Source organism: Paenibacillus sp. RRE4, assembly GCF_031844205.1.
Classification (GTDB): Bacteria; Bacillota; Bacilli; order Paenibacillales; family Paenibacillaceae; genus Paenibacillus; species Paenibacillus xylanexedens_B.
This window is the reverse complement of record NZ_JAUZUT010000004.1, coordinates 275,300-301,656: the sequence shown is the minus strand read 5'-3', so window position 1 is coordinate 301,656 and position 26,357 is coordinate 275,300. Positions and strand designations below refer to the sequence as shown.

General features: G+C 40.1%; 26 protein-coding genes. 6 read left to right on the top strand and 20 right to left on the bottom strand.

What is annotated here, in order from left to right:
• Positions 1–547: 547 nt before the first annotated feature.
• Both Q9R46_RS21405 and Q9R46_RS21400 read right to left on the bottom strand, forming a co-directional pair.
• A complete protein-coding gene (locus Q9R46_RS21405) occupies positions 548–1,771 on the bottom strand; it encodes a TraB/GumN family protein (RefSeq protein WP_311281686.1) in 1,224 nt (407 codons plus the stop codon).
• Positions 1,772–1,971: 200 nt separating this feature from the next.
• A complete protein-coding gene (locus Q9R46_RS21400) occupies positions 1,972–2,835 on the bottom strand; it encodes a DUF421 domain-containing protein (protein WP_311281685.1) in 864 nt (287 codons plus the stop codon).
• A 431-nt stretch (positions 2,836–3,266) separates the two neighbouring features.
• Here Q9R46_RS21400 and Q9R46_RS21395 point away from each other — a divergent pair, with 431 nt between their 5' ends.
• Together Q9R46_RS21395 and Q9R46_RS21390 are read left to right on the top strand one after the other, a co-directional pair.
• Positions 3,267–3,737, top strand: coding sequence for a MarR family transcriptional regulator (locus Q9R46_RS21395; protein ID WP_311281684.1), 471 nt, complete (start codon positions 3,267–3,269; stop codon positions 3,735–3,737).
• A gap of 151 nt (positions 3,738–3,888) precedes the next feature.
• Entirely contained in the window at positions 3,889–5,307 is a 1,419-nt protein-coding gene (locus Q9R46_RS21390) for an MDR family MFS transporter (protein WP_311281683.1), read from the top strand.
• Positions 5,308–5,588: 281 nt separating this feature from the next.
• Here Q9R46_RS21390 and Q9R46_RS21385 read toward each other — a convergent pair whose 3' ends face one another.
• The 8 genes from Q9R46_RS21385 to licT form a co-directional block, all read right to left on the bottom strand.
• The gene (locus Q9R46_RS21385) at positions 5,589–6,770 is read right to left on the bottom strand and encodes an MFS transporter (RefSeq protein ID WP_282446395.1); all 1,182 of its coding nucleotides are present in this window, start codon (positions 6,768–6,770) and stop codon (positions 5,589–5,591) included.
• Positions 6,771–6,837: 67 nt separating this feature from the next.
• Positions 6,838–7,668: a MerR family transcriptional regulator gene (locus tag Q9R46_RS21380; RefSeq protein WP_248064764.1), complete on the bottom strand. Its 831-nt coding sequence runs from the start codon at positions 7,666–7,668 to the stop codon at positions 6,838–6,840.
• 199 nt (positions 7,669–7,867) lie between these two features.
• Positions 7,868–8,983: an FAD-dependent oxidoreductase gene (locus Q9R46_RS21375; protein WP_311281682.1), complete on the bottom strand. Its 1,116-nt coding sequence runs from the start codon at positions 8,981–8,983 to the stop codon at positions 7,868–7,870.
• Between the two features lie 98 nt (positions 8,984–9,081).
• Positions 9,082–9,660: a TetR/AcrR family transcriptional regulator gene (locus tag Q9R46_RS21370; RefSeq protein WP_248064766.1), complete on the bottom strand. Its 579-nt coding sequence runs from the start codon at positions 9,658–9,660 to the stop codon at positions 9,082–9,084.
• 254 nt (positions 9,661–9,914) lie between these two features.
• Complete coding sequence (locus Q9R46_RS21365; protein ID WP_311281681.1) at positions 9,915–11,345, bottom strand: glycoside hydrolase family 1 protein; 1,431 nt, start codon at positions 11,343–11,345, stop codon at positions 9,915–9,917.
• 31 nt (positions 11,346–11,376) lie between these two features.
• Entirely contained in the window at positions 11,377–12,807 is a 1,431-nt protein-coding gene (locus Q9R46_RS21360; RefSeq protein WP_311281680.1) for a 6-phospho-beta-glucosidase, read from the bottom strand.
• A 29-nt stretch (positions 12,808–12,836) separates the two neighbouring features.
• Positions 12,837–14,780: a beta-glucoside-specific PTS transporter subunit IIABC gene (locus Q9R46_RS21355; protein ID WP_311281679.1), complete on the bottom strand. Its 1,944-nt coding sequence runs from the start codon at positions 14,778–14,780 to the stop codon at positions 12,837–12,839.
• A 105-nt stretch (positions 14,781–14,885) separates the two neighbouring features.
• The gene (licT, locus tag Q9R46_RS21350) at positions 14,886–15,728 is read right to left on the bottom strand and encodes a BglG family transcription antiterminator LicT (protein ID WP_123067279.1); all 843 of its coding nucleotides are present in this window, start codon (positions 15,726–15,728) and stop codon (positions 14,886–14,888) included.
• Between the two features lie 340 nt (positions 15,729–16,068).
• Here licT and Q9R46_RS21345 point away from each other — a divergent pair, with 340 nt between their 5' ends.
• From Q9R46_RS21345 to Q9R46_RS21335, 3 genes are read left to right on the top strand one after another with little or no spacing between them, the layout of a single operon-like run.
• Positions 16,069–16,410 carry a DMT family transporter gene (locus Q9R46_RS21345; protein ID WP_311281678.1) on the top strand — a complete coding sequence of 114 codons (342 nt, stop codon included), beginning with the start codon at positions 16,069–16,071 and terminating at the stop codon, positions 16,408–16,410.
• A 1-nt stretch (position 16,411) separates the two neighbouring features.
• Complete coding sequence (locus Q9R46_RS21340) at positions 16,412–16,723, top strand: DMT family transporter (RefSeq protein ID WP_221787962.1); 312 nt, start codon at positions 16,412–16,414, stop codon at positions 16,721–16,723.
• Between the two features lie 13 nt (positions 16,724–16,736).
• Entirely contained in the window at positions 16,737–17,315 is a 579-nt protein-coding gene (locus tag Q9R46_RS21335; RefSeq protein WP_311281677.1) for a TetR/AcrR family transcriptional regulator, read from the top strand.
• Positions 17,316–17,422: 107 nt separating this feature from the next.
• On the opposite strand, the gene Q9R46_RS21330 is transcribed toward Q9R46_RS21335, so the two are convergent.
• The 6 genes from Q9R46_RS21330 to Q9R46_RS21305 all read right to left on the bottom strand — a co-directional run bounded on the left by Q9R46_RS21330 (position 17,423) and on the right by Q9R46_RS21305 (position 23,266).
• Positions 17,423–18,487 carry a hypothetical protein gene (locus Q9R46_RS21330; protein ID WP_311281675.1) on the bottom strand — a complete coding sequence of 355 codons (1,065 nt, stop codon included), beginning with the start codon at positions 18,485–18,487 and terminating at the stop codon, positions 17,423–17,425.
• A gap of 454 nt (positions 18,488–18,941) precedes the next feature.
• Positions 18,942–20,240 (bottom strand): ABC transporter permease, encoded by a 1,299-nt coding sequence (locus tag Q9R46_RS21325; RefSeq protein WP_311281674.1) that lies wholly within the window; start codon positions 20,238–20,240, stop codon positions 18,942–18,944.
• Complete coding sequence (locus tag Q9R46_RS21320; protein WP_145333866.1) at positions 20,233–21,135, bottom strand: ABC transporter ATP-binding protein; 903 nt, start codon at positions 21,133–21,135, stop codon at positions 20,233–20,235. Before Q9R46_RS21320 ends, Q9R46_RS21325 begins: the two co-directional genes overlap by 8 nt.
• Before the next feature lie 21 nt (positions 21,136–21,156).
• The gene (locus Q9R46_RS21315; RefSeq protein WP_311281673.1) at positions 21,157–22,059 is read right to left on the bottom strand and encodes an ATP-binding cassette domain-containing protein; all 903 of its coding nucleotides are present in this window, start codon (positions 22,057–22,059) and stop codon (positions 21,157–21,159) included.
• A 12-nt stretch (positions 22,060–22,071) separates the two neighbouring features.
• On the bottom strand, positions 22,072–22,461 hold the full coding sequence (locus Q9R46_RS21310) for a GntR family transcriptional regulator (protein WP_090919013.1): 390 nt from the start codon (positions 22,459–22,461) through the stop codon (positions 22,072–22,074).
• Between the two features lie 91 nt (positions 22,462–22,552).
• Positions 22,553–23,266 (bottom strand): hypothetical protein, encoded by a 714-nt coding sequence (locus Q9R46_RS21305; protein ID WP_311281672.1) that lies wholly within the window; start codon positions 23,264–23,266, stop codon positions 22,553–22,555.
• Between the two features lie 228 nt (positions 23,267–23,494).
• Here Q9R46_RS21305 and Q9R46_RS21300 point away from each other — a divergent pair, with 228 nt between their 5' ends.
• Positions 23,495–23,845, top strand: coding sequence for a hypothetical protein (locus Q9R46_RS21300; protein ID WP_311281671.1), 351 nt, complete (start codon positions 23,495–23,497; stop codon positions 23,843–23,845).
• 133 nt (positions 23,846–23,978) lie between these two features.
• On the opposite strand, the gene Q9R46_RS21295 is transcribed toward Q9R46_RS21300, so the two are convergent.
• The 4 genes from Q9R46_RS21295 to Q9R46_RS21280 all read right to left on the bottom strand — a co-directional run bounded on the left by Q9R46_RS21295 (position 23,979) and on the right by Q9R46_RS21280 (position 26,357).
• Positions 23,979–24,350, bottom strand: a complete 372-nt coding sequence (locus tag Q9R46_RS21295; protein ID WP_090918546.1) for a hypothetical protein — start codon at positions 24,348–24,350, stop codon at positions 23,979–23,981.
• A 79-nt stretch (positions 24,351–24,429) separates the two neighbouring features.
• Entirely contained in the window at positions 24,430–24,894 is a 465-nt protein-coding gene (locus Q9R46_RS21290) for a DUF420 domain-containing protein (protein ID WP_311281670.1), read from the bottom strand.
• 32 nt (positions 24,895–24,926) lie between these two features.
• A complete protein-coding gene (ctaG, locus tag Q9R46_RS21285) occupies positions 24,927–25,859 on the bottom strand; it encodes a cytochrome c oxidase assembly factor CtaG (RefSeq protein WP_145333874.1) in 933 nt (310 codons plus the stop codon).
• A 177-nt stretch (positions 25,860–26,036) separates the two neighbouring features.
• Entirely contained in the window at positions 26,037–26,357 is a 321-nt protein-coding gene (locus tag Q9R46_RS21280) for a cytochrome C oxidase subunit IV family protein (RefSeq protein ID WP_090918552.1), read from the bottom strand.

Here is a 26,357-nt window from a genome sequence, read left to right as displayed (position 1 = left end):
ATGTTCCGGTTTTCATACAACCAGATGGCATGTACCAAAAACCTTCACGTCATTCTGCAAGCAGAATGTTTACTCACTCGTTGTTCAGTTTTCAAAGATCAAACTTGTTCTCGCTACCGAAACCAATTCGTTTCAACAACTCTTATATAATATCATGTCCGAACCAACTTTGCAAGCTCTTTTTTTCAAGTTTCTTTCGAAGCTTGTTTTCAATGGCTTGCCGCACGGTGTAAACTGTGTTTTCGTGGCCGGAATAAGAATATACCACGTATAGGTACCACATGTAAAGCATTATTTATTAAATTGAATGATCCACTCTTCCCCAATGAATTATTCCCACAAAGATTAACACAGTCTATCAGCACCCTAATCTAAAACATCTATAACTATTCCTATTTATCATTAGATATGAAGACACTTATTATAGAAAGAAGCCCTCTCAGACCACCAAACGTCTGGAAGGGCTCAATTAAACTCCTTTTATAGAAGCAAATAATGGTTATCAGATAGAGTAAACCATTAGATACCTCACCCACCTGCATTCACCTTACTTACGCTCTACCTTATATCCCTTATCCTCTAGCAACTTCACGATCCCGTGATCCCCTAAATAGTGCGCCGCACCAACAACGATAAAGTACTCTTCGCCTTTCCCGTTTTTCAAGTAACCATCGATCTTGTCGGCCATACCAATATTACGGTCTACCAACATAGCTTTGTTATACTCTTCATCATCGGAGAAGGTGTTGGTCAACTCCAGCAGTTGCTCATCATTACCCGTTTTCCACATTTCAGCCATCTGATTCGCGGACTTGTCCAGTACATCGAAGTTGTCGATTGTGGAACGCAGTGTTTTTTCCTGTAATTCTTTGGAGAAATTATCGAACATCCCTAATTGAGACTGGTAGGATTCAAGTTCAATGACAGGGATTTTACGCTCAATCGCTTTTTGAATAAAATACAAATCTACACCCGACGCTGCTTCCAGTCCAGCTGATGACATCTTCAAACTTCCCAGTGTAGTTTCCACCACCCAAGGCTTAAATGCATCCAGCGCGTTAGGCTCTAATCCCTTCTTCTTCAAAATCTCACCAAGCTTGCTGTATGTCTCACTGGAGACATGATCCTTCAACGTTGTACCATCCTGATATGAACCCATACTTAAAACCAGCTTCTGTTGTTCTTCGTCTGCCGCTTTACTCAGATCTATTTCTACACCAAGATAGTCAGCTTCAGCAAACGCCTCTTCAAATTCAGGACGCAACGGGTAAAAACTTTTGTCTGCCACATGCATCGACCCTACCAGATATACGGTGTTGCCGTTGCTTTGCACTTCCCACATAAAGCCGCGTCCACCGTTTTGAGCCGTTTCGACTGTGGCGTCGCCTTTGGATACCAGCAACACGGTTCTTGTAGCCTTATCCCAGCGAACCTCATATCCTGCAGCATCTCCAACGATACGAATCGGCGCGTAAGTAACACCATTGATGCGAACAAGTTTGCTTTTCAGCGTAATGGTCTTGCCATGAACGATTGCCGTGATACTGTCATCGGTTGTACCCGCCAGTTTAGCATCAAGTGCATCCAGCGTTGTACGGAGCGGAACGAAAGTCGTTCCTTTTTCAACAATAGGTGCACCCGCATTATATGTAACAGCTTTATTATCGATTTTAACAGCTGTGTCTTGCGGAGCAGCCATTGCCGGAACTGCTGATGCGAGCAATCCTACTGAAACGGTAAGAGATAAGAGTACGTGTTTCCATTGCTTCATATAATATGTATTTCCCTTCTTCTTCTAATTTCTACACTTTTGATGTAGACAAAGATCAACGAGGTAACTTTCACTTTCTATATTACGTTCTAATGCGAATCTCGTTTCGGAAAATTTTCCAGATATTCATAGATTGCTATGATCTATAAAAAGAACCCTGGCTTTAGCCAGGGTTCGAAATGGTTTTGTTATGTACCTTTTCACGACGGATTCGTTTTTTGATAAGCATGCATTGCCGTTTGAAATTGATCTAGCGCCTCCTGATATTTAAGACGATCTTTGTCATTTACTGCAAGTTGCTTTCGCATGATTAAATCATCCTGCAGTCGTTGTACCAGGTCTTTGATCTGATCATTTGGATTTGATTTGGCTGGTTTGGGCAAAGCCTCCGTTCCGGTCTGCACGGTCAGTTCTCCTTTACTATCCACCTGACCGATTGAAACTTGGCTTAAGGTCAGACCAAGCTTACGCAATTCTTTTTTGACCCAATCCTCACTCACTCCAGCAGACTTTAAAGTTTCAGGCAGAATGTGACCATCCATAATAATCGTACGAGGTTCCTTTTCCGAAGAAAGACGATATCCCAGCATGTCTGCGGTGAGCGGTTGATACTCCTTTTTTAATAACACACTGATATCTCCGCTCTGTTCCATTACCGCAAATTCCACATCAGCCACACGAAAAACATCTTTCTTACGAAGCTGCTCCAGAAACTCATCCATCGTCAGCCGTTCCTTCTTCAGATTTTTTTGAATGACAGCTCCATTTTCAACAAGGATCGTTGATTTTCCATCCACAATATCGCGGAAATTTTTACTTTTCATCGTTAAATACTCCGCTCCTGCGGAGACAGAGACCCACACCAACACCGCAAGAAAACCCAAATACCAGCTTGTGTCGGTATCCAGAGAAATATATCCTACCAGGTTCCCCAAAGTAATACCCGTTATATATTCAAACAAGGAAAGTTCCGAAATCTGCCGCTTACCTAAGATTTTGGTGATGAGAAACAGCATAGTTACCGCAGAAAATGTTCTAATAATAACCTCTAACCAATCAGGCACGTCGCATGCTCCTTTCCGGGTGAAGTCATATTTCTCGGATGACATGACTTCATTATTAAAGGTTATAATTAACATGCGCGTCAGATTGTATGCATTTAAATGTTCATTTTCTTGGCTATCTGATAGACACTATTCACTTCTGATCCTCTCAATCTCCACTGTAATTTGCTTTGCTCCATCCAATGGCACACTACAGGCTCTAATTATTGCAATTCTATCGAATTTCTTAATTAAAGTGTATTGTTAAAAGGATATCAGGATAGCTAGCAAATCGTGCTCGCTTTGATTCATTTGATTTCATCTTATAAAAGGTTATAGTTTATCGTAGGAGATAAACGTTGTCAGTGATATTAATTCACGAACTACTGTGTATGATGGTGCTTCTATGTTCTGTCTCACTTTATCTTATTACTCATATGGGGTGACCAACCATGAACAAGCAAGAACAGGTTATGCTGAATTTCAGGGACTTATTCAACAAGTTAGTCTGGATTAATAAATCGAAAATGGAAAGCAGTCTACAAGGGTACAAGCCTTCTGAAGTCCATTGCATTGAATTTATAGAGAAAAATGTAGATTCCAATGTAACCAAACTGGCGGAGTCCATGTATATGACCAAGGGAGCTATAAGTAAATTAACGAAGAAACTTATTGAAAAAGGCCTGATCGAAGATTATCAGAAAGCGAATAACAAGAAAGAGGTCTTTTTTAGACTCACCCAGCAAGGCAGAGTCGTATTCGACATTCACGAGAAACTGCATAAAGAGTTTCAGGAAAGAGATAAGTCGGTATTCGATCATGTAACGGATGAGCAGTTCGATCACATGCTGAACTTCATTGAACTGTACAGTAAACACTTGGACACTGAAATAAAGAAACAAGGTTTAGATATAATGAAGTGAAACAACTATAAATTAAGAATAAAACCAAGAGCAACCTTCTCTAAAGAGACACGGATGCTTTTTTTTAAACCCTTTTTATTGTTGACAAGGAAACTAAAAGTGGATAGAATTTTGGTTGACAAGGAAACAATATTGATCAGAGGAGTTTACTATGCGTACAAACAAAGTAAAAGAAACAGGAATACCTAAACACATCCTTATTACCGCTTGGGCCATTGCTCTTGGAGCAATCGCTCCCATGTTGGATTCTACAATGGTGAATATCGCTGTAAGTCAACTCACAAAAGATTTTCATACCACATTAAGCACCATTCAATGGGCCATTACAGGATATATTTTAGCCCTTGCGATTGCAGTTCCGGTATCTGGTTGGCTTATGAATCAATTTAACGGCAAGAAGGTCTTCATTGGAGCCGTCATTGCTTTTGGAGTAATTTCTATACTAATTGGTGTTAGCCGGGATATATCCAGTTTTATCTTCTTCCGTTTGCTTCAGGGATTTAGCGCCGGAGTCATTACCACTCTCATGTTCACCCTGTTGGTTAAGACAACCGGACAAGAGTACTTAGGCAGAGTCATGGCGATCGTAAGCACTCCTATGATCTTTGGTCCTATTTTGGGACCTATCATCGGAGGTTTCATCGTTCAAGTCGCATCTTGGCCATGGATCTTCTTCATTAACGTGTTCATTGTAATCATTACCGCCCCTTTAATGATGAGAAGGATTCCAGACTACGAGCCTTTTAACAAAGAGAGCAAGCTCGATCTTTTTGGAATAATCGTTTTATCCATTATGAGTGCGGCTTTCATTTATGGAATTACCAAAGCAACGGATTACGCCACTTTCAACAATCACGAAACCATCTTGTGGATGGGGATTGGCCTTGCTTCGGCTCTCATTTATCTCGTTTATAATCGTATCAAAATGAATCAAACCGTTCTGCCTATAAATTTGTTTGCCCATAAGAACTTTGCAGCCTCAAGTGCCGGGCTATTCTTCGCAAATATCGCCATCATGGGTCCGATGTTAATACTCCCTTTGTTCTTTCAAACCTTTCGACACTTCACAGCCATTGAAACAGCAGTTGCACTCATTCCTCAAGGCATTGGTATGCTGATCTCTCGGCCTTTCATTGGAAAAATGATCGACAGCATTGGTGCAAAATATGTGCTTATCGTCAGTCTTGTTCTTTCACTTATCGGATCTATTCCATTTATCTTCATCACGGATCATACAAGCATGATTTGGATTTCGGTTATTTTATTCATTCGTGGCGCCAGCGTTGGGGGCATTAGTCTTCCACTAATGAGTGAAGCATACACCGGGCTTGACAGCAAGCAGCTTCCAGAGGCAGGGGTTGGGATAAATATCATTGAAAACCTTGGTTCGAGCTTCGGATCAGCCATTATTGCGTCGGCTGTTGCAACAGTTATACAAGGCTTGCATCCAACCATTGCAAATCAATTGCAGGCGTACCATATCGGTTTTCTTGTAGCCGCGATCATTCTGGCACTGATCTTGATCCCTGGCCTGTTTCTTACGAATAAAAAGAAGGTGCACCCATTTTAGAGTAGCACCCATTCTTTCATCCAACGTTAAAACGAATCCAGGCCAACACAACACATACAATCCCTGATATCACAAAGATCGAAGAGATCCGCATATTACTTCGAAATTTAATACCATAGGAGAAAAAGAAGAGGGCTGCGGCCATCTTTGCTAAACTTTGGGAAAATCCATCACTACTCGTCCAAGAAGAATTACTGAATATAATGGCAAGCATTTAGAGCATTACACTACGCTAGACCTAAGGAATAAGATCAAAGCAATTTAAAGGGTACGAGGTGAATTTAAACTTGGACTCCAAGAGTTGCTTTAGATGGTTTTTTCCAAAATATCGCTAATACGAATCCAAAAGCGATTGTAATAGCCGCTAAATAAAATGGATATGCAATCTCAATATCAAATAAAATCCCACAAATAATTGGAGCTATGACATTGGCTAAGGAGGTAAAGAATGAATTCATCCCTCCTACAAACCCTTGGTCTGGTCCAGCTATACTTGCTAAATACGTGGTAACGGCTGGTCGAACTAGATCAAAGAAGATGAACGCCAACATGGTTGATATAAGTACGACGACATAGCTATTTAAAAATGGGAAGGCTGCCGCGTTAATTGCCGACAATAATAGCACATATCGGATAAGTTTAATTTCACCCAACCAACGTGTTAATCGTTCAAACAAAGTAATCTGAATAATTGCACCAACAATGGCACCACCAGTAATCGCAATTGCAATATCTTTTGGTGTAAAATTCAATTTCACATCGACAAACAATCCGTAAAAGGATTCAAAACTCATTAATCCGAAATTTGAGATGAAAATAACAATAAAAGCCATTAAAAACATTGGCATTAAAATTTTTTGTAAATTCCCCTTACTTTTCACCATCTTGGGTTCATATGTTTCTTGTCTTTTAGGCTCACGTAAAATAATCCATGAAAAAATACCTGCTAAAATCCCCAACAATCCTGCGACATAAAACGGAGTCCGAATACCAAAATCCGCTAAAAATCCTCCGGCACCTGGTCCAATAATTAAACCCGTACTGATTGCTGCCGACATATATCCGTATGCTTTGGGCCTTGTTTCGTCTGTAGTGATATCAGCAATAAATGCAGATACCGCTGGCATAATGAATGCCGCACTAATCCCACCTAAGGCTCTTGAAATGTATAGTACAGTAACATTATCTCCGATGGCGAATAGTAGCTCTGATCCACCGAATATAAATAGACCGATTACAATCATTATTTTTCTACCAAAGTAATCTGTCGCTTTCCCTGTAAGGGGCGAAGCAATTAATTGGGTTAAAGCAAACATGGCTGTTAATAAACCAACCGTCTTTCCACCAACGTTTAATTCGACCATTAATTTTGGGAAAACAGGAATAACCAACCCTATTCCCATAAAAGCAATAAATAAACTTCCTAACAAAATGGATAATACTATTTTTGTATTCCTATCCAAAACAATTCCTCCTTTAAGGTGCCTATCGAACACTTTAAAGGTTATAGTTAGTGTAGGGTCAAGAAGATTATTTTAAAATTTTAATTTTAAATTCAATATCAAAACGTGATGCATTATTCATTTTGAAATTTAACGGATAAAAATATTCATAGATATGAGAAGCAACGTTTAATTTATGTTTTTCTACATAGTTTCTCAATTTATTGTACATCTCCATAAAATCATCTGAATGAATTGCGAATGTAATTACCGCATATTCACCGGCTTCTAATGTAATCCGCTCTATATTACTTGGTAAATACTTATCCTCAATCTCAGTTATAACAGGTATAAAAATGCTGTCATATTTAATTTCTTCATAGGACTGATAGGATTCAAATGGAAGAACACCTCCAAATATAGTTTGCTTATGGAATTGCTCATGGTATTGAACAACATTATTCAGTACTTGACTCCACACACCTATTTCAGATGATTCTCTAATGGTTATTTTAAGTAAATTTTGCTTCTCAAATGTTTTGATGTATACCTCTTTACTTGCAGACTCTATATATTGTTGTGTGAAATTTTGCTTCATTATTTGCAAATTCTTTTGAACTTCGTTAATTTGTCTAATTTTATCCTCAAGTACATCTTCTTGTTTGTTTAGAAATCGAAGCAGCTCTTCCGGGGTATAGGTTTGAACTTCTTCTATTTGATTAAGAGGTACGCCTAAAAATTTAAAGGCCTTGATTAAATTAGCGTCTAATATTTGACTTACACTATAGTATCGGTAGTTCGTTTGCGGATCGACTTTCACCGGTTTTAACACACCATTCCGATCGTAAAAATGGAGTGTTCGACTAGGAAGATCCGTTAACTTCGAAAACTCTCCGATGGTTAAATATTTTTGTAACATATATTACAAAACTCCTTTATCTTTGAGTATTCGTTCATTTTTATCAAAATAAAAGCCGCTATATCATAGCGACTTTTATTGGTTTGGTAGTATAATAGGTGCTGTTGTAACCTACCAGATTGATTAGATGGCTAACATGTTGAGTAAATTAGTGCATGTTACAGTCTGTAGGTGCTTGATTTTATATATTAGAACGAACTTATCCCCATGTAATTTTGTATTCATTAATTTTCTTATCCATATTAAACTCCATGTGTTTGTTCAGGAACAAAGCATTTAATTCTTCTGTCCTTTTTCTTCGGTCCTTTTCATAATAGTAAAACGCATCCCGGTAATCATGGTCTCTTAAATTTTTTGCTAAGACCATGGCATCTTCAAGGCTGTATGAAGCTCCTTGACCTACAAAAGGATTAGCTGTATGCACAGCATCCCCAACCAGAACAACGCGACCTTTTGACCACGTAGGTAAATTCTTCACTTCGTGAATACTTCTAGCGAAAATCTGCTCTGTGTTTTCAACAATTTTAAACAGATTGTTCGTGACTTTCCAATCTTTCATCATTTTGTTTAATAACTCTCTGATCGTTTGTGTGGAGGCTTTTTCAAAGTCTTTTGTTGGTAGTTTCTCAGGAGCTATTGAGAATGCTTGCCATAAGATATTCATCTTGTTTGTAGGATGAGCTTGCCCAAAGATAAAGGACAGATTCTCGTCGTAGTACAAATAACCACTTGATTCATCCCATTCGAAATCATCAACATACGATACCCCTTGCAGTCCCCACATACCGCTATAATCCAATTTAGCGTCAGATGCTACGGTTTCTCTCGTTTTAGAAAAAGTTCCATCTGCTCCGACAACAATATCACCTTTGACAGAGGTTCCATCTTCAAAAAATGCTTCAACTGATTTTGAACTTTGATTTACTGAAATCAACTTTTTATCATACTTGATTTCGATTCCTTGACGCTGAGCTTCCTCCAAGAGGACTTTAACAATGTTGGATCTCATGACATTGATCATTGGGGATTTATAGTGCTTTTCATTGTAGTTATTTGTTATTGATTCAACTTCATTTTCACTATTTATTTGATAAATACTTTTGATAATCGTTGAATTTGCAATAACTTTGTCTTTACATCCGATCTCGGCTAAGACATTTACACCGTTTGAAGTAAGTAAAAAACCAGCCCCCTTTTCTAATTCAGCTGTTCTACCTTCATAAATGGTGCTTGCAATTCCTGCCTTTCTCAAGAATAAAGCTGTGGCTATCCCGGCTACACCACTTCCGATAATAATGACATGATTGTGATTCATTATTTCGCCTCCTTTATTTTACAGACAGACCGTTCGGTCTAATCATAATACAAAAAAAATTAAACATCAATTTTATTTTTGATTTTGAAATAATTTTGTTAATTTACGCCCTTCAAGAAAATATCTATGGCTTTTTTGTTATAATTATTCTCTTTTACTTCAACATCATCACTATAATGTTTATAGTCATTACTTATAAATAACAAGGACATAAGAAAATATCCTAACAATTTTGGATCTTCATCTGGATTAATTTGGTTTACTGCCTGACATTCTTTAATGATGTTAACAAAAAAATCAAGATATAACTTGTCTATTTCCTTGATTTTTTCCGTGATCTCATCTGATTTAAATGCACTACTGTAGAACTCTGCAGTTGTTTTATGATAATAAAGGTTTCCTCTAGACTTGGCTATATAATCAGCAAGAACATATAAAATATGATCGGAATCAGCCTCTGTATTTTCAAGTTCCAGTTTCCAATCTTCTAGCCAATGATTAGCATCCTCTTCAAGGATGAAAACAAAGAGATTTTCTTTATTTTTAAAGTGATGATATAAATTACCCTTACTAGATTCCGAAGCTTCAATAATTTGGTTCATTGAAGTTTCAGAAAACCCTTTGGTGTGAAATAAATTCCTGGCTGCTGTTATGATTTTTTTCTTCTGTTCGCTCATCGTAATACTCCTTATGTTTATTAACAATTATTATAGTAGTAAAATGCGAAGTTATTATCAAAAGTCCATTTGGAGTTGTAGTGTATCTTTCATTGTAATCTAATTCTTTTGATATGAATACCATGCAGCTGCTTGTTTATATAAAAGTGCTGAATTCAGTGTTCATTCTTGAAAACAATATATGCCCATACAACTAGGAAAAAGCAAAACCAAGACAGGTTACAATGCTACCTGCCTAAGGTTTTGCCTATGAATTATAATTTCTTGGTAACTCCTATAAGATTTGCACCATTGGTTTTAATCACTTCTTTGTACCAATGGAAGGACTTTTTCTTATACCTCTCCAGTGTTCCGGAGCCATCATCGTTACGATCTACATAGATGAAGCCATAACGTTTCTTCATCTCTGCTGTAGACGCACTTACGAGATCAATACAGCCCCAAGATGTATATCCCATTACTTCTACACCATCCACGAGAGCTTCTCCAACCTGTACCAAGTGGTCATTCATGTATTGAATACGGTAATCATCTTTGACAGTCTTATTACCGTCTTCATCCGTAATCAGCTGATCGATCGCACCTAGACCATTCTCGACAATAAACAATGGTTTTTGATAACGATCCCAATATTTGTTGAGAGTTAAGCGCAAGCCCTGAGGGTCGATCTGCCAACCCCATTCACTTGCTTTCAAATATGGGTTCTCGATACCTGCAAACAGATTCCCTTGAGTCTCCTTACCCTTCTCTGGATCGCCGCTCTTACAAATACTTGAATAATAACTGAATGAGATAAAATCTACGGTATGTTTGAGAATTTCCTCATCCCCATCCTCAAACTTAATATTGATGTTTTTGGCTTTGAAATAACGATTCATGTATTTCGGATAATAGCCACGTGCATGAATATCCGCAAAAAGATCATTTTGCTGCTCTGCTTGCATCGATGCAACAACATCGTCTGGATTTGGCGTGAGCGGATATGTTGGCATGCTCAGCACCATGCAGCCAATCTTCGCATCTGGCATAATCTCATGGCCCAGTTTAACCGCAAGGGCACTTGCAACAAGTTCATGATGGACAGCTTGATATAAGTCTTGGTCGGAAAGTTCTTCTTTTGGTGTATATATACCACCACTCATGAATGGTTCTTCCACAATAGAGTTGATCTCATTAAACGTTAGCCAGTACTTCACTTTACCTTTATAACGATGAAATAGCACCGTAACATAACGTTCGTAGAACTCAATCATTTTACGATTCACCCATCCATCATACGTTTTGGACAGATGCAATGGCGTCTCGTAGTGCGAAATCGTCACGAGCGGTTCAATACCGTATTTATGGCATTCATCAAACAGATCATCATAAAATTGCAGACCTTTCTCGTTTGGCTCCAGTTCGTCTCCTTTGGGAAAAATACGAGACCATGCAATGGATGTGCGGAACACTTTAAAGCCCATTTCAGCAAACAGTTTAACATCCTCTTTATATCGGTTATAAAAGTCAATACCAATCAATTTCAGATTATCCTCGGTGGGACCTTCTGTTCTTGGTGTTGTAACCCCATTTGGCGTTACATCCTGTACTGACAAACCTTTGCCATCGACATTATAGGCTCCCTCAAGCTGGTTAGCTGCTACTGCACCGCCCCACAGGAAGTCCTTCGGAAATGGTGACGCCATATTCATCTATCCTCTCATCATTAAATTAGTGTTACACACTTAAATCTTGACCATTTGACTTAATCACTTTTTTGTACCATTCAAAAGATTTTTTCTTCGAACGCTTCAGTGTTCCTTTACCTTGATTATCTCGATCTACATAGATGAATCCGTATCTTTTTTTCATTTCACCTGTACTTGCACTTACAATATCAATTGGTCCCCAAACGGTGTAGCCAAGCAAGTCTACGCCATCGTACTCTACAGCATCCCGCATTGCACGAATATGCTCACTTAGATATGAAATCCTGTAATCGTCTTCTACATAACCACTCTCATCAGGAACATCTACAGCCCCTAGGCCGTTTTCAACAATGAATAAAGGTTTCTGATAACGGTCATAGATATTATTCATTGTAATTCGTAATCCTAACGGATCAATTTGCCAACCCCAATCACTAGACTTTAAATACGGGTTCGGCAAACTTGGAAATAGGTTTCCTCCTATTGTATCCGTAAGTGTCGGATCAGCACTGACTACGCTGGAGGAATAATACGAGAATCCTATGAAATCAACGGTGTGTTGTTTCAATAACTCTCGATCACCTTCTTTGAATGGTAGAACAATATTTTTTCGTTCCAGTTCTTTAAGGGTGTATGCCGGGTATTCACCCCTAACCTGAACATCAATGAAAAAATAGCTCTGGTTTTCAACCTGTTTGGCTTTCCATACATCTTTTGGATCACATGTTCTGGGATATGGGGCAATGCTAGCTAGCATACATCCCACCATATTTTCAGAGTCTACTTCATGGGCAATTTTTGTAGCTAACGCGCTGGCCACCAACTCATGATGACTGGCTGTAAATTTCACTAATTCCGCATCTTCGTGTTCTTCTATGAACAATCCGGATGATAAAAATGGAGCTTCCAAAACCATGTTAATTTCATTAAACGTAATCCAGTATTTCACTAAGCCCTTATAACGTTTAAAGATCACCCTACATAATCTTTCATAGAAATCAATCATTTTTCGGTTACGCCAAGAACCATATTCCTTAACAAGGTGCATGGGAACGTCAAAATGGGAAATGGTCACCAGAGGATTAATATTATACTTTTGACACTCTTTAAATACGTCTTCGTAAAACTGGAGTCCAGCTTCATTTGGCTCCAGCTCATCCCCATTCGGGAATATACGGCTCCAAGCAATTGACAACCGATATACGTTAAATCCCATTTCTGCAAACAATGCGATGTCTTCTTTGTAATAGTGATACATGTCGATTGCTGATTGGCCAGGGTAAAAATAGTTCTCGTCAAAATCAAACATCTTCGTTTTACCCATAAGAACACTGTCACGGATATCACCTGTTGGACATAAATCAACATTTGCTATGCCTCTTCCGTCCACATTGTAAGCTCCTTCAGATTGGTTAGCCGAGATTGCTCCGCCCCACAAAAATCCGTCTTTAAAAGCCATTTCTCTCATCTCCTGCTAAGATAAAATTGTTAAATCAAACCTGTAAGCAAAACATCCCCTGCATTTACTTGTTTTCCTTTAGTTTCAATAATCTCAAGATAACTATCTGTATTTGTAACGATCATTGGCGTTTCAACCGAATATCCTTCTCTCTCAATTTCCGCAATATTAAATTCAGCCAATTTCTGTCCTTGTCTAACAACGTCTCCTTCTTGTACGAAGGTCTCGAAATATTTACCTTTCAGACGAACCGTATTAAATCCGATATGAATAAGGACTTCCATTCCTTCATCTGACACTAATCCAAAAGCATGTTTTGTAGGAAACAATGTAACAACCTTCCCATCAAAAGGTGCAAATAGTTCTCCGGTCACAGGTTTAATCGCGATTCCTCTGCCCAGAAGTTCTTGCGAAAACGCCTCGTCCTGAACCTCTTTAATAGGAATGACTTCTCCGTTCATAGGACTTTGCATCGTATGTTTTTTCTCAGATTTCAACTCTGGTTTGGATCCTGCTATAGATGACACTTCTATCGTTTTTTCCGAGCTTGGCTTAGATTTATCATCTTTGAACAAGAAAAGTGTTAGTACAAACGAAGCTACCATAGCAAAAACAACACCAATAATACCAATCATGAGGTTCGTGATTCCTGGGTTATCGGGATCAAACATGGTCATAAATTCAAATATGCCCAGTCCTCCAAATGTAAACTCTCTAAAGTTATAGAAGCCGTAAAAACCGCCAGCAATACCTGAAACAATACAGCTCATGATAAACAATTTTTTTCGCGGAAGGGTAATCCCATAAACAATAGGCTCTGTTATACCAAATAGAGCGGATACAGCTGCCGGTATGCCGAGTGCCTTTAAATTTTTATCCTTTGTTTTAACGATGATGGCAAGAGTAATAGCCATTTGAGAAAACGTGGTGGCAAAAGCCATAGTTAATACGTTGTCAAAACCCAAGCTTGTGATGTTGTTAATATAGACGGGGATAATTCCCCAATGCAGGCCAAATACCATAAGAATCTGCCATAGGGATGCCAGTAGAAATCCAGCTACTAATGGGCTCGCATCTCGAACAGCAAATATTCCCTGTGCTATAAGCTCTGATCCGTAGTTTGCCAAAGGACCTATCAGTAAAAAACCCAAGGTTAAAGAAATAAAGACCGTGAGCATCGGTACAATAAAGAATTTGATTACACTTGGAATAATCTTGTCCAACACACGCTGCACTTTTGATGCAAAATATACGACGATGATGACTGGAAGTACAGTTGATGTATAGTTCATCCCAATCAACGGAATACCAAACACATCCAAATAGACAGGAGAGCTTAAAATTGTACCGCTAAATAATGTATACAGTGGCTCTTTTGTTGCTGCCAAGGTATTCAACTGAATAGCAGGGTAACACATGGCCAGTCCAATGAGAATCCCAGTAAAAGGCTGCACTTTAAATTTATTAGCAGATGTGTATCCTAAAAACACAGGAAGAAACATAAACAATGCATCTCCCATAGCATTGATGATCATGTATGCTCCGCTATCAGCTGTATAGATCCCCATCGCGTTAAACAAAATATTAAATCCTTTTAACATACCTGCAGCACACAGAATTCCCAAAATCGGCTGAAATAAGTTGGACACGACATCAATAAAGGCATCAAAGGGTTTCTTCTTTTTGATCTCTTTATCTGTTATTGGGGCAGTTGGTTTTTCGCCCCCTTTAGTTAGTTGGGTAACTTCCGAATACACCTCGGAAACATGATTACCGATTACAACCTGATACTGCCCACCAGAACGCATGACGGATACGATGCCATCCATTTGCTTCAATACTTCATCGTTGGGTAAGGAATCGTCCCTTAATTGAAATCTCAACCGGGTCATGCAATGAGTGAGATCAAGAACATTTTCAGAACCACCCACTGTCTTTACAATTTCCTCGGCCAACTGTTGATATTTTCTCATTTTATTTTCCTCCAAATTTAGCTGAAACAGCTTAGTGAAGGGTTTGGCCAACTTAATGTCACCATCCTGCGTTGCAAGAAACCTCACCTCCTTTAATGAAGACTGCTATGAATTGGTTTTGTGCACAACACGTTGGATGTGAACCGTTAGATACAATTTCTCTTCGTTTGTTAAGTTATACTGGTAGTTATTCTTAATATAAGTTTCGATTTTTCCTACACACTGGTAAGAATTCGGGTGTTTCTCTTTGATTACATCTAATAGATCTGTATCACTCTCACTCTCATGCAAGTTTCCACTGATTAATCGCTGAGCAAAAAACTTCAAATGAGTGACAAATCTAAAAAATGCTACGGATTGTTCATCAAACTCCATTTGAAAAAAATATCTAACTATATCACTGATCTCTTGAATGATTTTGGTCACTCTGTAAATGTCTTGAGTTTCTTGGGGAGTCTCAGCGTTGACAATATGCAATGCAAGAAAACCTGCTTCATCTTCAGGAAATTGAATATCGAAAGATTCCTTAATAAATTGAAGCGCCTTCAAACCAATCTGAAATTCGTCTGCATAAAATCGTTTAATATCCCAAAGCAAAGCATTTCTAAGCGATATTCCTTCTTTATATCGACTTATCGTCGAGAAAATATGGTCACTGAGCGATATATATATACTCTCATTGAGTTTTTTACCTAACGTTAACTTCGCATAGTTTATGATTTGGTCCGCCACTTCAAAATAATCGATAGGAATTTCGGACAGAAGTTCCTGGAATTTCACGAAGGCATCTTTATTAGAAAGTGAATAGATTTTATCTATACTTTGCTGATCCAGACTATCGCCAACCTTCTTCTGGTAAGCGATCCCTTTGCCCATTACAATAATTTCTTGACCCATTTTGTCGTGAGTAACTGCCACATTATTGTTCAAAATTTTGAGGATATTCATCTCATTCCCCCCTATTTTCCAAATAAAAAAGACCTGTCTGCACATCAAAAATAAACGCAACTATGGCGTAAATTAATTTTGATGTGCAAGCAGGTCTAGCTTGTAATTAAACAATCACTATCCTTAACTTACACTTCCATTGTAATCGTGACCTTTTGTTTTAGCAAGAGTGTTTTTTATACTATTTTTTTCATTTTATCTACGTTTTATACGTCACTACCTTGTTCAGAATAATACGTCATTTACATATTGCATATATCATAAATCTGTATTAGGATTAAAAAAATCTAACTAACGTTAGTTAGATTTTAAGAATTTTATAAACAGAAGGAGAGTTACTATGGCTTGGCTTTATCTTATTATTGGAGGACTTTTAGAGGTCGGTTGGGCGTTAGGTCTGTCGTACTCGGATGGATTCACTAAAATAGGCGTGGTTATACCAACCTTAATACTGATGGCACTTAGTTTTTTTTGCTTCTCCAAAGCCTTAAGTGTTTTGCCCGTATCCACAGCTTATGCAGTTTTCACAGGGTTCGGTGCATTTGGAACCGCAGCAGTTGGAATGCTGTTCCTTGGAGATGAAGTGAGTATACTTAAAATTTTCTTTGTCATTACATTGATCACTTGCATTATGGGTTTAAAATTTATATCCAATAAGCCTGAAAGAGAGGAAGTTAATTAGTATGAGTTGGTTTTTTTTGGTGATTGCAGGCTTGATGGAAGTGGGTGGAGTAATAAGCTTAAAATTCACAGAGGGCTTCTCAAAACTGAAGCCAACCATCCTCTTTATTATTTTTATGCTATCCAGTTTCATCTTTCTATCCGTGTCTTTAAAAGAAGTGCCTCTTAGTATCGGTTACGGCATATGGACTGGTATTGGTGCTTCAGGAAGTGTGCTCTTAGGCATGTTTGTTTTCAAAGAGCCTAGAAACATTAGCAAGCTAATCATGGTTGGTGGTATAATTGTAAGTATTGTAGGCTTAAAACTAGTCTGAGGTGGAGAATTTTTTGAATAAAGGTGAAGTAACGAGAAATAAAATAATAACAAGTGCTCTTCATTTATTCGCAATAAAGGGGTATGAACAAACCTCTATGAGGGAAATTGCCATTGAAGTGGATATCAAAGCTCCTTCACTATACGCCTATTGTTCCAGTAAAGAAGAATTGTTTGGAATTGTATGTGACTATGTTACCAATGATTATTTGAATTTTGTACGTGATCAATCAGATGAAATTTCGAGTTTTTCTGTAGAAAAGAAGTTATACACGCTAATGAGATCATTGAATGAATATGTCTACGAGAATGATTTTGGACACTTTATCAATAGATATTTTCTTTTCCCTCCAGATCCATTTAGGGGGACATTTGTCCAACTCTATAAACAGACTGAAGAGGAAATAAAAAAAATTATCGAAATAGCTATAGACAGTGAACAAGAGAGATTAATATCTGCTCACACAGTTATCGCTTCATTTATGTGTGTTATAGATGGAATGATCTTTCAGATGTTAAACTTTTCTCAAGATGAGTATGAAAACAAATTAGAAGAAACTTGGAAAGTATTTTGGAGAGGAATCCAGAAATAAGCTTCAATTAATCCATATGAACTAGGTATAATTTTGTGTAAAACATAAAAAAAGCATAACTGATACCATCAGTTATGCTTTTTTACTTTTATGCTAACTTTCCTATTCTAACTAAGGCTATGCTCATCATTTTTAAGATCCACTGAACTTTTTAACAGGGTTTCTACTCTTTCTAGGAATATGATAACATCTCCTACAAAGATTGAACCTGATTTGATTCTACGCAAAAATATTAATGTAAGCTCTCTTATTTCTTTTAAAGCAAGATCCTTTTTATTTCTCTTGGAAAACTTAATTATGTAATGCAAATCAATATTTAATTTACTTATCTTCACAAAACGATCATTGCCGTTTGCTGTTTTCAAATCCCTCATCATACTTAAGATAACACCTATCGAACAATAAATCTCTATGAGTTTCCTTGATCTTCTCTTCTCCCACTTCTCTCTATAATTCTGTCCTATAGTATCGAATATAATAAAAGTTAAAAATGCTTCTTTAATTTTGGCCAAAAATCCTATGTACATATTATATTGATTTAATGTGTAATCCTGACCCATCATCTTACTTGCTAATCGCATAGGTTTATAAAAAATACTTGAGAAGATACCAGATGTGAAAACATCTAAGATTGAAAAAACATACAATATGCCTGCTAACCAATATAATTCTATTCTAAATCTGAAAAAGATGTACAAAATCAAAAATATTATTACCGCTGAAAAATAAAAACTACCATTTAATATTTCATTGCTTAAATTAGATATCGACCCCATGTACGCTATTAACTCTTCTACGGTTAAGTTATTGTCAGCTAGATACTCCATATACGCTTTGTTTTCGTTAAGCTGCGATAGAAATATAGTCTTTTCTTTTAGAAGCTCGTGGAATATTGCTTGAGTGTTATCTGGTAGTTCATTTCCAATCAATTTAAAAGTCTTTGTAATAGTATCACCTATGCTTGTATTAGCATCAATTTCACTTGAAAAAAAGACGTCCTCACTAAATTTATTCTCAGTAGCATACCTATAAAAAGCACTAGAATCTACTTCATTAATGGCTTGGAACAATAACCACGTTATTCCTATACACAGTAGAAAGTACAGTACCAGCATACATAACATAATCCCGCTCTTTTTTAAAAATTGATCCCCCAGTTTTAAATTATTCATTGAATTCCCTCACTTTAAATTCTGAGATGTTTCTGAAAGGACATAGATGGTGAGCTGGATCTCACTCATAAATGTTTACTTCTCTCGCAGTCCTGCCTATACAACAAAAAAACTTCAACCCTGATGGACGAATATTCCTCTTCTTTCAAACACAAAAACCCTCCTATATCCAGTGCTTGAGTCCATTGTAACATGGACTCTTTTGCCACTGTCTACTATAAGGAGGGAATATTGAGTTAACACAAATTAAAGGTCGAAAATTTAATGAATTATTCAAAATCAACAAAAACGACATAATACTATAAAGCTAATTTCGCTCTGCATTTACGAAGGTTCTGTCGAAAAACCTTGATTTATCAAGGGAAAACGACATTTTAAATTAAAGTTACCGACAAAACACCATCAAATTACCGACATTTTAATTTAAAGTTAACAGTTGTTGTCGTCAGAAATATTAGATCTTGTACGCCTTCATCGCTTTGAACAATTCTTTAAAGGTTGGACGTTTGCCGTACATCAGGACGCCGGTGCGATAGATTTTAGCTGCAAGCCAGCCAAAGACCAGAATGGATACGGCCAGAATGGCAAGAGACGTTAGAATTTCCCAGGTCGGTGCAACGCCTGCCCCGATCCGTACAAGGATCGCTGTCGGTGACGTGAACGGAATGAAGCTTGCGACTTTGAGCAATAAAATATTCGGTGCAGAGATGCTGAAGATTGCAATATAGAATGATACCAGGGACAGCATCGTGATTGGCAGAACTGCCTGCCCCAGCTCTTCCGTACGGCTGACCATTGAACCAATGGCTGCGAACAGCACTGCGTACAGGAAGTAACCCAGGATATAGAAGATCAATCCATATATAATCACAGCGATATTAATGTCGCTAACGCTCAAGTTAAAATCATCCAGTACTGCGCGGTTGTGCGGTAATAGAATATTTCCCGCGATAACTGCGCCGAAGATGCCAATCTGTAACATACCTACCATGAAGATACCGATGATTTTACCAAACATTTGACTGAGTGGAGATACACTCGTAATCAAAATTTCCATAATTCGTGAGCTTTTCTCAGCGGTAATCTCGGAAGCAATCATATTACCTGTCATCATCGTAGATGTGAACAGCAAGATGATTAACAAGTACACGACGATATAGTTGATTGGGCTCATTGATTTTTCCCCACCAGCTCCAGCCTCACCATCATCGGCGCTTAGACTCTCCGCGGTCAGCTTGACAGGTGTCGTAATCAACGCCTTCTGTTCAGGTGTCAGTACATCCTTGACTACGACATCCAACTTCACAGTTTGCAGAGCAGATTCAATAGCCGTAGTGACCTGAGGTGAAATGTCATCTGTGGAATATAAAACAGGCTTCGGAAACTCCTGTCCTGCTACCGTTTCAAGTTTCAAATAACCATCGATCAGGCCTGCCTTCGCATCTTCCTGTAATGCGGCTTCATCCTTATCCCCACTCACGATGAAACGATACGCCTGATTTCCCTGAGCAGACGAGAAGTCTTCCAGCTTCTGTGCTACGTCCTGCTGTTCCGTTGTCAGAAGACCGATGTTGACAGGATTTTTACCGGAAGCTCCGCCGCCCATTGGTCCGCCGTTGAATAAAGTAATGAAATATGGAACATTGAGTCCAATCGAAATTAAAAGTGCAAGTACAATGGTAGTAACCATAAATGACTTTGTTTTTACTTTGTTTTTGAACGTGAAACCTGTAATTGTGCCCATTTTATTCATTCGACTCACCTACCTCACGAATAAAGATTTGGTTAAGCGTTGGTTCCTTGATCTCAAAATGCTCCACGGTGGTCTGTGCCATCGCCGTTTTTAAAATCTCCTGTGCCGCCGCAACCTCACTGACCTGGATCTGATATCCACGTTCATTTTGCTCCACTCGTTTCACACCTGCCAGCTGCTCAAGTCCTTCCACCTGTCCAAGAGTACTGAGGTAAACTTGTTCACGCGGGTAGCGGCTCTTAATCTCTTTAATCTCGCCCTGCACTACCGTATTAGAACGATGAAGTATCGTGATCTGACGACACAACTCCTCGACATGTTCCATCCGGTGTGTAGAGAACAAAATGGCTGTACCTTCATCACGCAATTCTTTAACCGTTGATTTAAGCAACTCTACGTTAACCGGATCAAGTCCACTAAACGCTTCATCCAGAATGAGAATCTGCGGTCTATGTACCACCGCGGCTATAAAGCCCATTTTCTGCTGGTTTCCTTTGGATAATTCCTCAATCTTTTTATCGTAATACTCTGGCACTTCGAATCGCTTCAGCCAGTACTTCAGACTCTCATCCGCATCTTTGGCGTTCATTCCACGGAGGCGTGCCAGATAATTGATCTGTTCACTCACTTTTACCTTCGGGTACAATCCGCGTTCTTCGGGCAAATATCCCATAATCTGTTGCAGCTCTGTATTATAAGGCTTGCCGTTGTACAAAATGTTACCGCCATCCGGGTGAATCAAGCCCAGCACCATGCGCATCGTTGTCGTTTTACCGGCGCCATTGGCTCCGAGCAATCCGTAAATCTCGCCCTCTTTTACATTAAGCGTAACTCCATTGACAGCTGTCTTGTCTGCGTACTGTTTGACGACTTGCTTTAGTTCCAATCGGTTCATTCAGAATCGTCTCCCTTCGGTTTATCTCCACTGTACGGGTGCATACCCGGCAATCCAATATTCAAGCACTTCTCCCAGTTCCAAATTGCGAATTTTGAGCACCCGGTGATTGGATAACTCCAACCTCTCCTGCGCTTCACTCACACGGGTTGTAATGACACGAATCAGACCATTCTCTTCCTGAAAAGATTCCACTACCCCCGGAATACTCTCAGGTCGCAAATCCCCTTCATACCAGATTTCCTTCCACTGCTCCAGCACAAGGTCTTTCTCCGCCATGCCTAGAACCTGACCACGATGCATCAATACGATATAGTCCGCGAGCCGCTTCACTTCATCCGCAATATGCGTGGCAATAAGAATGGTCGTGTCTCCACCTTCCATATAATTGCGGAACTGCTCAACCATCACCTTCCAGGCAAAAGGATCAAGACCGGACGAAGGTTCATCCAGAAGCAGCAGTTTAGGACGACTAGCAAGTGCTGCGGCAATCTCGAACTTCCTTCGTTCTCCCTTGGACATCTTGGTCAGCTTCACATCACTCGGCACTTCCATGTCTGTCATAAGCTGCTTGAACAGCTTCATATCCCACCTCGCGTACCAATGTGATCTGAAATCGGCTGCCTCCTGAGGCGTCATCCGATTCTCTTCAATACCGCTGTTATCTGCCACAAAACCAATCTGTTGTCTCAGCTCAATCGGAAGTATCCCCGAATGCTTCTCCTGTCCAAACCATATGATCTCTCCGCTATCCGGTAGTACAATTTGTTGCAGCATATTAAGCAATGTACTTTTGCCAGAGCCGTTATGCCCCAGAATGGCAACAACATATCCTTCCGGAATCGTGAGATCAATCGGCCCAATCACCCTGCGTTTACGCATCTTGGATACACCATTTAATTGAACGGCTATGGGTTCCACCATACCTTCCCCTCCTTACTTTGAATAATTTGCTCTTAAGGCTTCCCGGAACAAAACTTCCATTTCCTCTTCTGTACACCCCACAGCTTTACCCGACTGCACCGCAGCTTGCATCGCTTCCTCCGCAGCCTTCAGCCTGTAGTTCTCTCGTTCTCCTGCCTCAACCTGGGCCACAAATGTTCCTGTCCCCTGCTTCGTACGAAGCAAGCCTTCATTCTCCAGATCCTGATAGACCCGTCTAACCGTAATCACACTGCAATTCAGTGCGCCGGCAAATTCACGAATGGACGGCAAATGTGTCCCCTCCCCCAATTGACCCGTTATAATTAACGACCTTAATTGGTTCTCAATCTGGTGATATAAAGGTTCAGCGCTATTCTCATTTATTTGAATGGGTATCTTCACATCTTGCACCTCGCCCTCCGGTACACTTCATCACTTGCCTGAACGTGCCGGTCTCATCCTTTATTCTTTTTATTAATAATTCTACTGCCTTCTAACTCAGATCTCTCAAGGCAAGCTTCTTCAACGTCGATCGACTAACCACCCATAATGTTGCCAAACCTGCAACCACTGCGATCCACATGACCGGGGATAACAACCCCCACCATTTACTGTATTGAATAACGTACCAGAATCCGTAATTGCCCGAGAAGCGAATCAGAATGGATGTCACAATGCCTATCGGTAAGAACATAAAGCTGAGCAACAAATATTTTTTACCACTGAGGAGAAACTCTCCGTAAATATATAATCCCGTAATCAGGAGTCCATATCCTGTGCAACTCAGTGCAAAGGCTAAATACTGATCCCATGTAAAGTCTAATGTGTGTAATCTGACCGCATATAATGATCCGTAGAAAAAAAGTCCATTGTATACAAACCCAATCAGTGCTTGTTGAAGTCTAGACCACATCACCGTTTCATTCGGGATCGGAAGCCTTCTGTAATAAGCCAGCATCTGTGTATAGGAATCCTCCTGTATGTAACGGAAGGAACGTCTGGAAAAAAGAAAACCTTGCAACGGTAGCATAATTAAAAAGAAAGCATCCACTACCGGGTTAATAAAATCACTTTGCTCCTGCCCTATCAACAGCACGCCGCTCATGCTACCTGTGTATATCATGAACACGGCAGACCATAACCACTGCAGCTTATCCTTCCTATACTCGTTACGGGTCAGCCACCACGCTTGCTTCCATGCATCCATATCTATGCCTGCCTTTCGACTGTCTTTCATCATTCTTGTTGTCATACTATACTATATTCTTGCTGTGCTTAACTGTATCTACTGTGTATATCAATATACACAGTATACAGACCAATCCTTCATTCCGTCAACCCCTTTTTTTCCTGAATCAGGAAAGCAGGATAGGAAAAGAATCCATTCTGCGATAAAATATACACAGCGATTTTAGTGGAGAGGAATGATCACCCTATGGGATGGCTTATTGAGCCCATACTTGTTTTTGGTTTTATCCTTGCGATGATCTGGCTCATCATTCGAAGTGAGCCAGATCGGGTTAAGAGCAAAAGTGACAGCAAAAGGCATTCCAGACAGCATCATCATTCGTCTGGCTCGGCTACGTCTTCTTCTATGATGACCTCTGACTTTTCGACGGACTCTCATCCCAGGCCCACTCACGACCACCGACTCCATCACGATCATAAACTTCACGATACGGATTCTTCTTCAGGCTCTCATCATCATTCGAGCAGTGATCACGGAAGCAGTGACAGCGGTGGGGATGGTGGCGGAGGTGGAGATAGCGGTGGCGGCGGAGACTAACAATACCTGCTCTATCTTATTAAAAAAAGAGCTGTACCCCACACTGTGAGTCAATCACAGAAGGGCACAGCTCTTTATCTTTTTCTTTATCTTTTTCTTTTCCGGTCACCTGATAGCAGAAGAGGCTCATGTCTTACACGAGGTTGTAGCCTGTTGGCAAGCTGCGGTTTCTACGGATGGCGCGAATCTCAGCCAGAGTGAGACGTTGATTGGTGGAGATCAACGACTCTACATCTTCGCCGCGGATCAAGTCATCCAAATCTCTCAGATTGGTGTTTCCGCGATAGACACGGAAGCCTCCCTGGAAGTTTGGCCGTGTAAACAGCACAAGCGTTGCATTCGAACTCGTTGAAAAGAAGCGCAGGCTCTCAACCCCGTCCAAAATATTGTCCAGGTTGCGAAGTCCAGTATTACCACGATAAATACGGCTTCTTCCTCTGTAGTTCTCTTCGGAATACACGGTAAGACGAGGATACGTCTGACTGATGCTGACTGTTTTTTTCATTTGGTTCCCCCCTCTCAAACTCATTCTATGAATGAATAAGAGAGATGGCATGGACGAATCATCTGCGAGATTCATCCATTTAAGCGCCGAGGATAACTTCCCATACCGGACTTGTGTGTCCCCCCGGATAGAGCAGATATAACAACACATATACCACCGTACCTGTCAGAGCAGAGCCAAACCAGATGATGGAGGTAAATTTCCCCCAGCGGCGATGTTTCCCAAAATTCTTTTTGAAGCCAAGTACCAGTGTCGAGATACCAAATACAGCGGCAACGGTAGCCAGAATAATATGAAAGATCAGAAAGATGCGGTAAAAGATCTCCATATCCGGGTCTCCGCCCCAAGCCGTGTTGCCTACAAATACCGTGCGGGACATGTAAATTACAAAAAAGATCAGAGCCGCGATCGCTCCCGCTACCATGGCAGACTGGTGTGCCTCACGTTTGCCGCGAATAATTAAAACCCAGCCAATCGCCACAAGTATCGCACTAAGCACAATGAACGAAGTACTGATTGTAGGTAGCCAAAAATACATATCCATCGTGTGTTCCCCCTTTTGTCGTCACATTACACTCACGATTTGGCGGCTGGATTGAGCGGCCCCTGCTCCTTACCACCACCAGCAGGCGAGAGATCATCATCCTCTTCCTGCCTCTCTTTCCGGTACCATTGAGAAAACACATAGGCCAGCATGGAGACAAAGATGCCCTCCTGAATAAATTTCATTAGAATACCACCCACCTGCTGATCCTCCTTTGTAGAAGACAGGACATTAAAGAACGCCGGCCCTCCGAATGAACGAAGGATTGCCGAGGAGTCGCCAGATACGCAATACCTCATCGCTTCAGCCCATATGGCCGGGTTGCTATACGTCTGATACAGCGGTTCGGAAGCAAAAATAATTAATCCACATGCAGGCGTTAACAGCACCATGTTCAAAAAGATAAATCCAACCTTTGACAAGCCTGAAGCTTGTCTACCCTCTGGCAAAGGGTTAAGTAAAGTCCACCACATCAGCATGGATGTGATAAAAAGTACGATATAATACAACCGGTGAACGGTAAAATTCAACATGACATAATCATGCACAACGGGCAGATGATACAAGGAAAACAGTCCGTTGAACAACACCGCCGCTACAATGGGATGCGCCAGGAAGGAAAGCTGGCGGTTAGGCAACCAGCGCACAATACCGCGCCATACCCAAGTCGGCAAACCTTTCATCATCAATGGCGGAGCAACAAGGTAGGATAATGCCATGCTCACCATGTGGAAGCTGAACATCACATGACCCAGTAGATTGAAGGGCCCCGCTTGCGCCAGATATAGAGCGAATAGACCTGCGAGAAACATGACCTTCTGTCCGGTAGTTGCCGGCTCTGCACCCCGTACTTTCTCGCTGAACGGACCCACTAATACGAGGTAGGCTGCCGCAATAATCAAAAATAAAGCAAGAATAAGCGGACTCCATAAGTCGTCAAAACTAAAATATTGCAACCCGAGCATACGGGAAACCTCCCCGTGACCTGTTTTGGTGAACATTTATTTCATTTACCACGATTTCATACTTTCTTGATGAATCCTGGAACGATCCAGAGATTGTTAAACCTCCATCATTCATCATTCATCATTCACTCGTATAAAAGGGGAAAAGACGGCGGCAATACGCCGCCGCCATCTCTCTTACCACCACACCCAGAAGAGGGCCATAATAATACATGTAAAGGCTACGAAAAATCCAAAGGCCATAAATAGTATTGGCATCAAGTGGCCTTTGTCCTTCAAGTGCATCCAGTAACCAAGCTGTACAAATACCTGCAGAATGGCCATGACAACCATAATAATAATGGTGAAGGTTGTGTTAACCCCTCCGGCGGCGGCGGCGGCAAAGGCAATCAACGTGAGTATAATGGAGAAAATAAACACGACGACATGCTTCGAAGGCCCTTCCGCACGGTGACGGTGCTTCACCGGCTGTTGATCACTTTGATCCTGAGCGGACAT

What these genes read in the sequence shown, in the direction of transcription:
- Q9R46_RS21280 (WP_090918552.1), bottom strand. Translation starts at nt 26,357, where the DNA reads ATGTCCGCTCAGGATCAAAGTGATCAACAGCCGGTGAAGCACCGTCAC.
- Q9R46_RS21325 (WP_311281674.1), bottom strand. Translation starts at nt 20,240, where the DNA reads ATGAATAAAATGGGCACAATTACAGGTTTCACGTTCAAAAACAAAGTA.
- Q9R46_RS21300 (WP_311281671.1), top strand. Translation starts at nt 23,495, where the DNA reads ATGGGATGGCTTATTGAGCCCATACTTGTTTTTGGTTTTATCCTTGCG.
- Q9R46_RS21380 (WP_248064764.1), bottom strand. Translation starts at nt 7,668, where the DNA reads ATGTTACAAAAATATTTAACCATCGGAGAGTTTTCGAAGTTAACGGAT.
- licT (WP_123067279.1), bottom strand. Translation starts at nt 15,728, where the DNA reads ATGAATATCCTCAAAATTTTGAACAATAATGTGGCAGTTACTCACGAC.
- Q9R46_RS21370 (WP_248064766.1), bottom strand. Translation starts at nt 9,660, where the DNA reads ATGAGCGAACAGAAGAAAAAAATCATAACAGCAGCCAGGAATTTATTT.
- Q9R46_RS21345 (WP_311281678.1), top strand. Translation starts at nt 16,069, where the DNA reads ATGGCTTGGCTTTATCTTATTATTGGAGGACTTTTAGAGGTCGGTTGG.
- Q9R46_RS21320 (WP_145333866.1), bottom strand. Translation starts at nt 21,135, where the DNA reads ATGAACCGATTGGAACTAAAGCAAGTCGTCAAACAGTACGCAGACAAG.
- ctaG (WP_145333874.1), bottom strand. Translation starts at nt 25,859, where the DNA reads ATGCTCGGGTTGCAATATTTTAGTTTTGACGACTTATGGAGTCCGCTT.
- Q9R46_RS21390 (WP_311281683.1), top strand. Translation starts at nt 3,889, where the DNA reads ATGCGTACAAACAAAGTAAAAGAAACAGGAATACCTAAACACATCCTT.
- Q9R46_RS21315 (WP_311281673.1), bottom strand. Translation starts at nt 22,059, where the DNA reads ATGGTGGAACCCATAGCCGTTCAATTAAATGGTGTATCCAAGATGCGT.
- Q9R46_RS21305 (WP_311281672.1), bottom strand. Translation starts at nt 23,266, where the DNA reads ATGGATGCATGGAAGCAAGCGTGGTGGCTGACCCGTAACGAGTATAGG.
- Q9R46_RS21375 (WP_311281682.1), bottom strand. Translation starts at nt 8,983, where the DNA reads ATGAATCACAATCATGTCATTATTATCGGAAGTGGTGTAGCCGGGATA.
- Q9R46_RS21360 (WP_311281680.1), bottom strand. Translation starts at nt 12,807, where the DNA reads ATGGCTTTTAAAGACGGATTTTTGTGGGGCGGAGCAATCTCGGCTAAC.
- Q9R46_RS21340 (WP_221787962.1), top strand. Translation starts at nt 16,412, where the DNA reads ATGAGTTGGTTTTTTTTGGTGATTGCAGGCTTGATGGAAGTGGGTGGA.
- Q9R46_RS21295 (WP_090918546.1), bottom strand. Translation starts at nt 24,350, where the DNA reads ATGAAAAAAACAGTCAGCATCAGTCAGACGTATCCTCGTCTTACCGTG.
- Q9R46_RS21330 (WP_311281675.1), bottom strand. Translation starts at nt 18,487, where the DNA reads ATGAATAATTTAAAACTGGGGGATCAATTTTTAAAAAAGAGCGGGATT.
- Q9R46_RS21290 (WP_311281670.1), bottom strand. Translation starts at nt 24,894, where the DNA reads ATGGATATGTATTTTTGGCTACCTACAATCAGTACTTCGTTCATTGTG.
- Q9R46_RS21365 (WP_311281681.1), bottom strand. Translation starts at nt 11,345, where the DNA reads ATGGCGTCACCATTTCCGAAGGACTTCCTGTGGGGCGGTGCAGTAGCA.
- Q9R46_RS21395 (WP_311281684.1), top strand. Translation starts at nt 3,267, where the DNA reads ATGAACAAGCAAGAACAGGTTATGCTGAATTTCAGGGACTTATTCAAC.
- Q9R46_RS21405 (WP_311281686.1), bottom strand. Translation starts at nt 1,771, where the DNA reads ATGAAGCAATGGAAACACGTACTCTTATCTCTTACCGTTTCAGTAGGA.
- Q9R46_RS21355 (WP_311281679.1), bottom strand. Translation starts at nt 14,780, where the DNA reads ATGAGAAAATATCAACAGTTGGCCGAGGAAATTGTAAAGACAGTGGGT.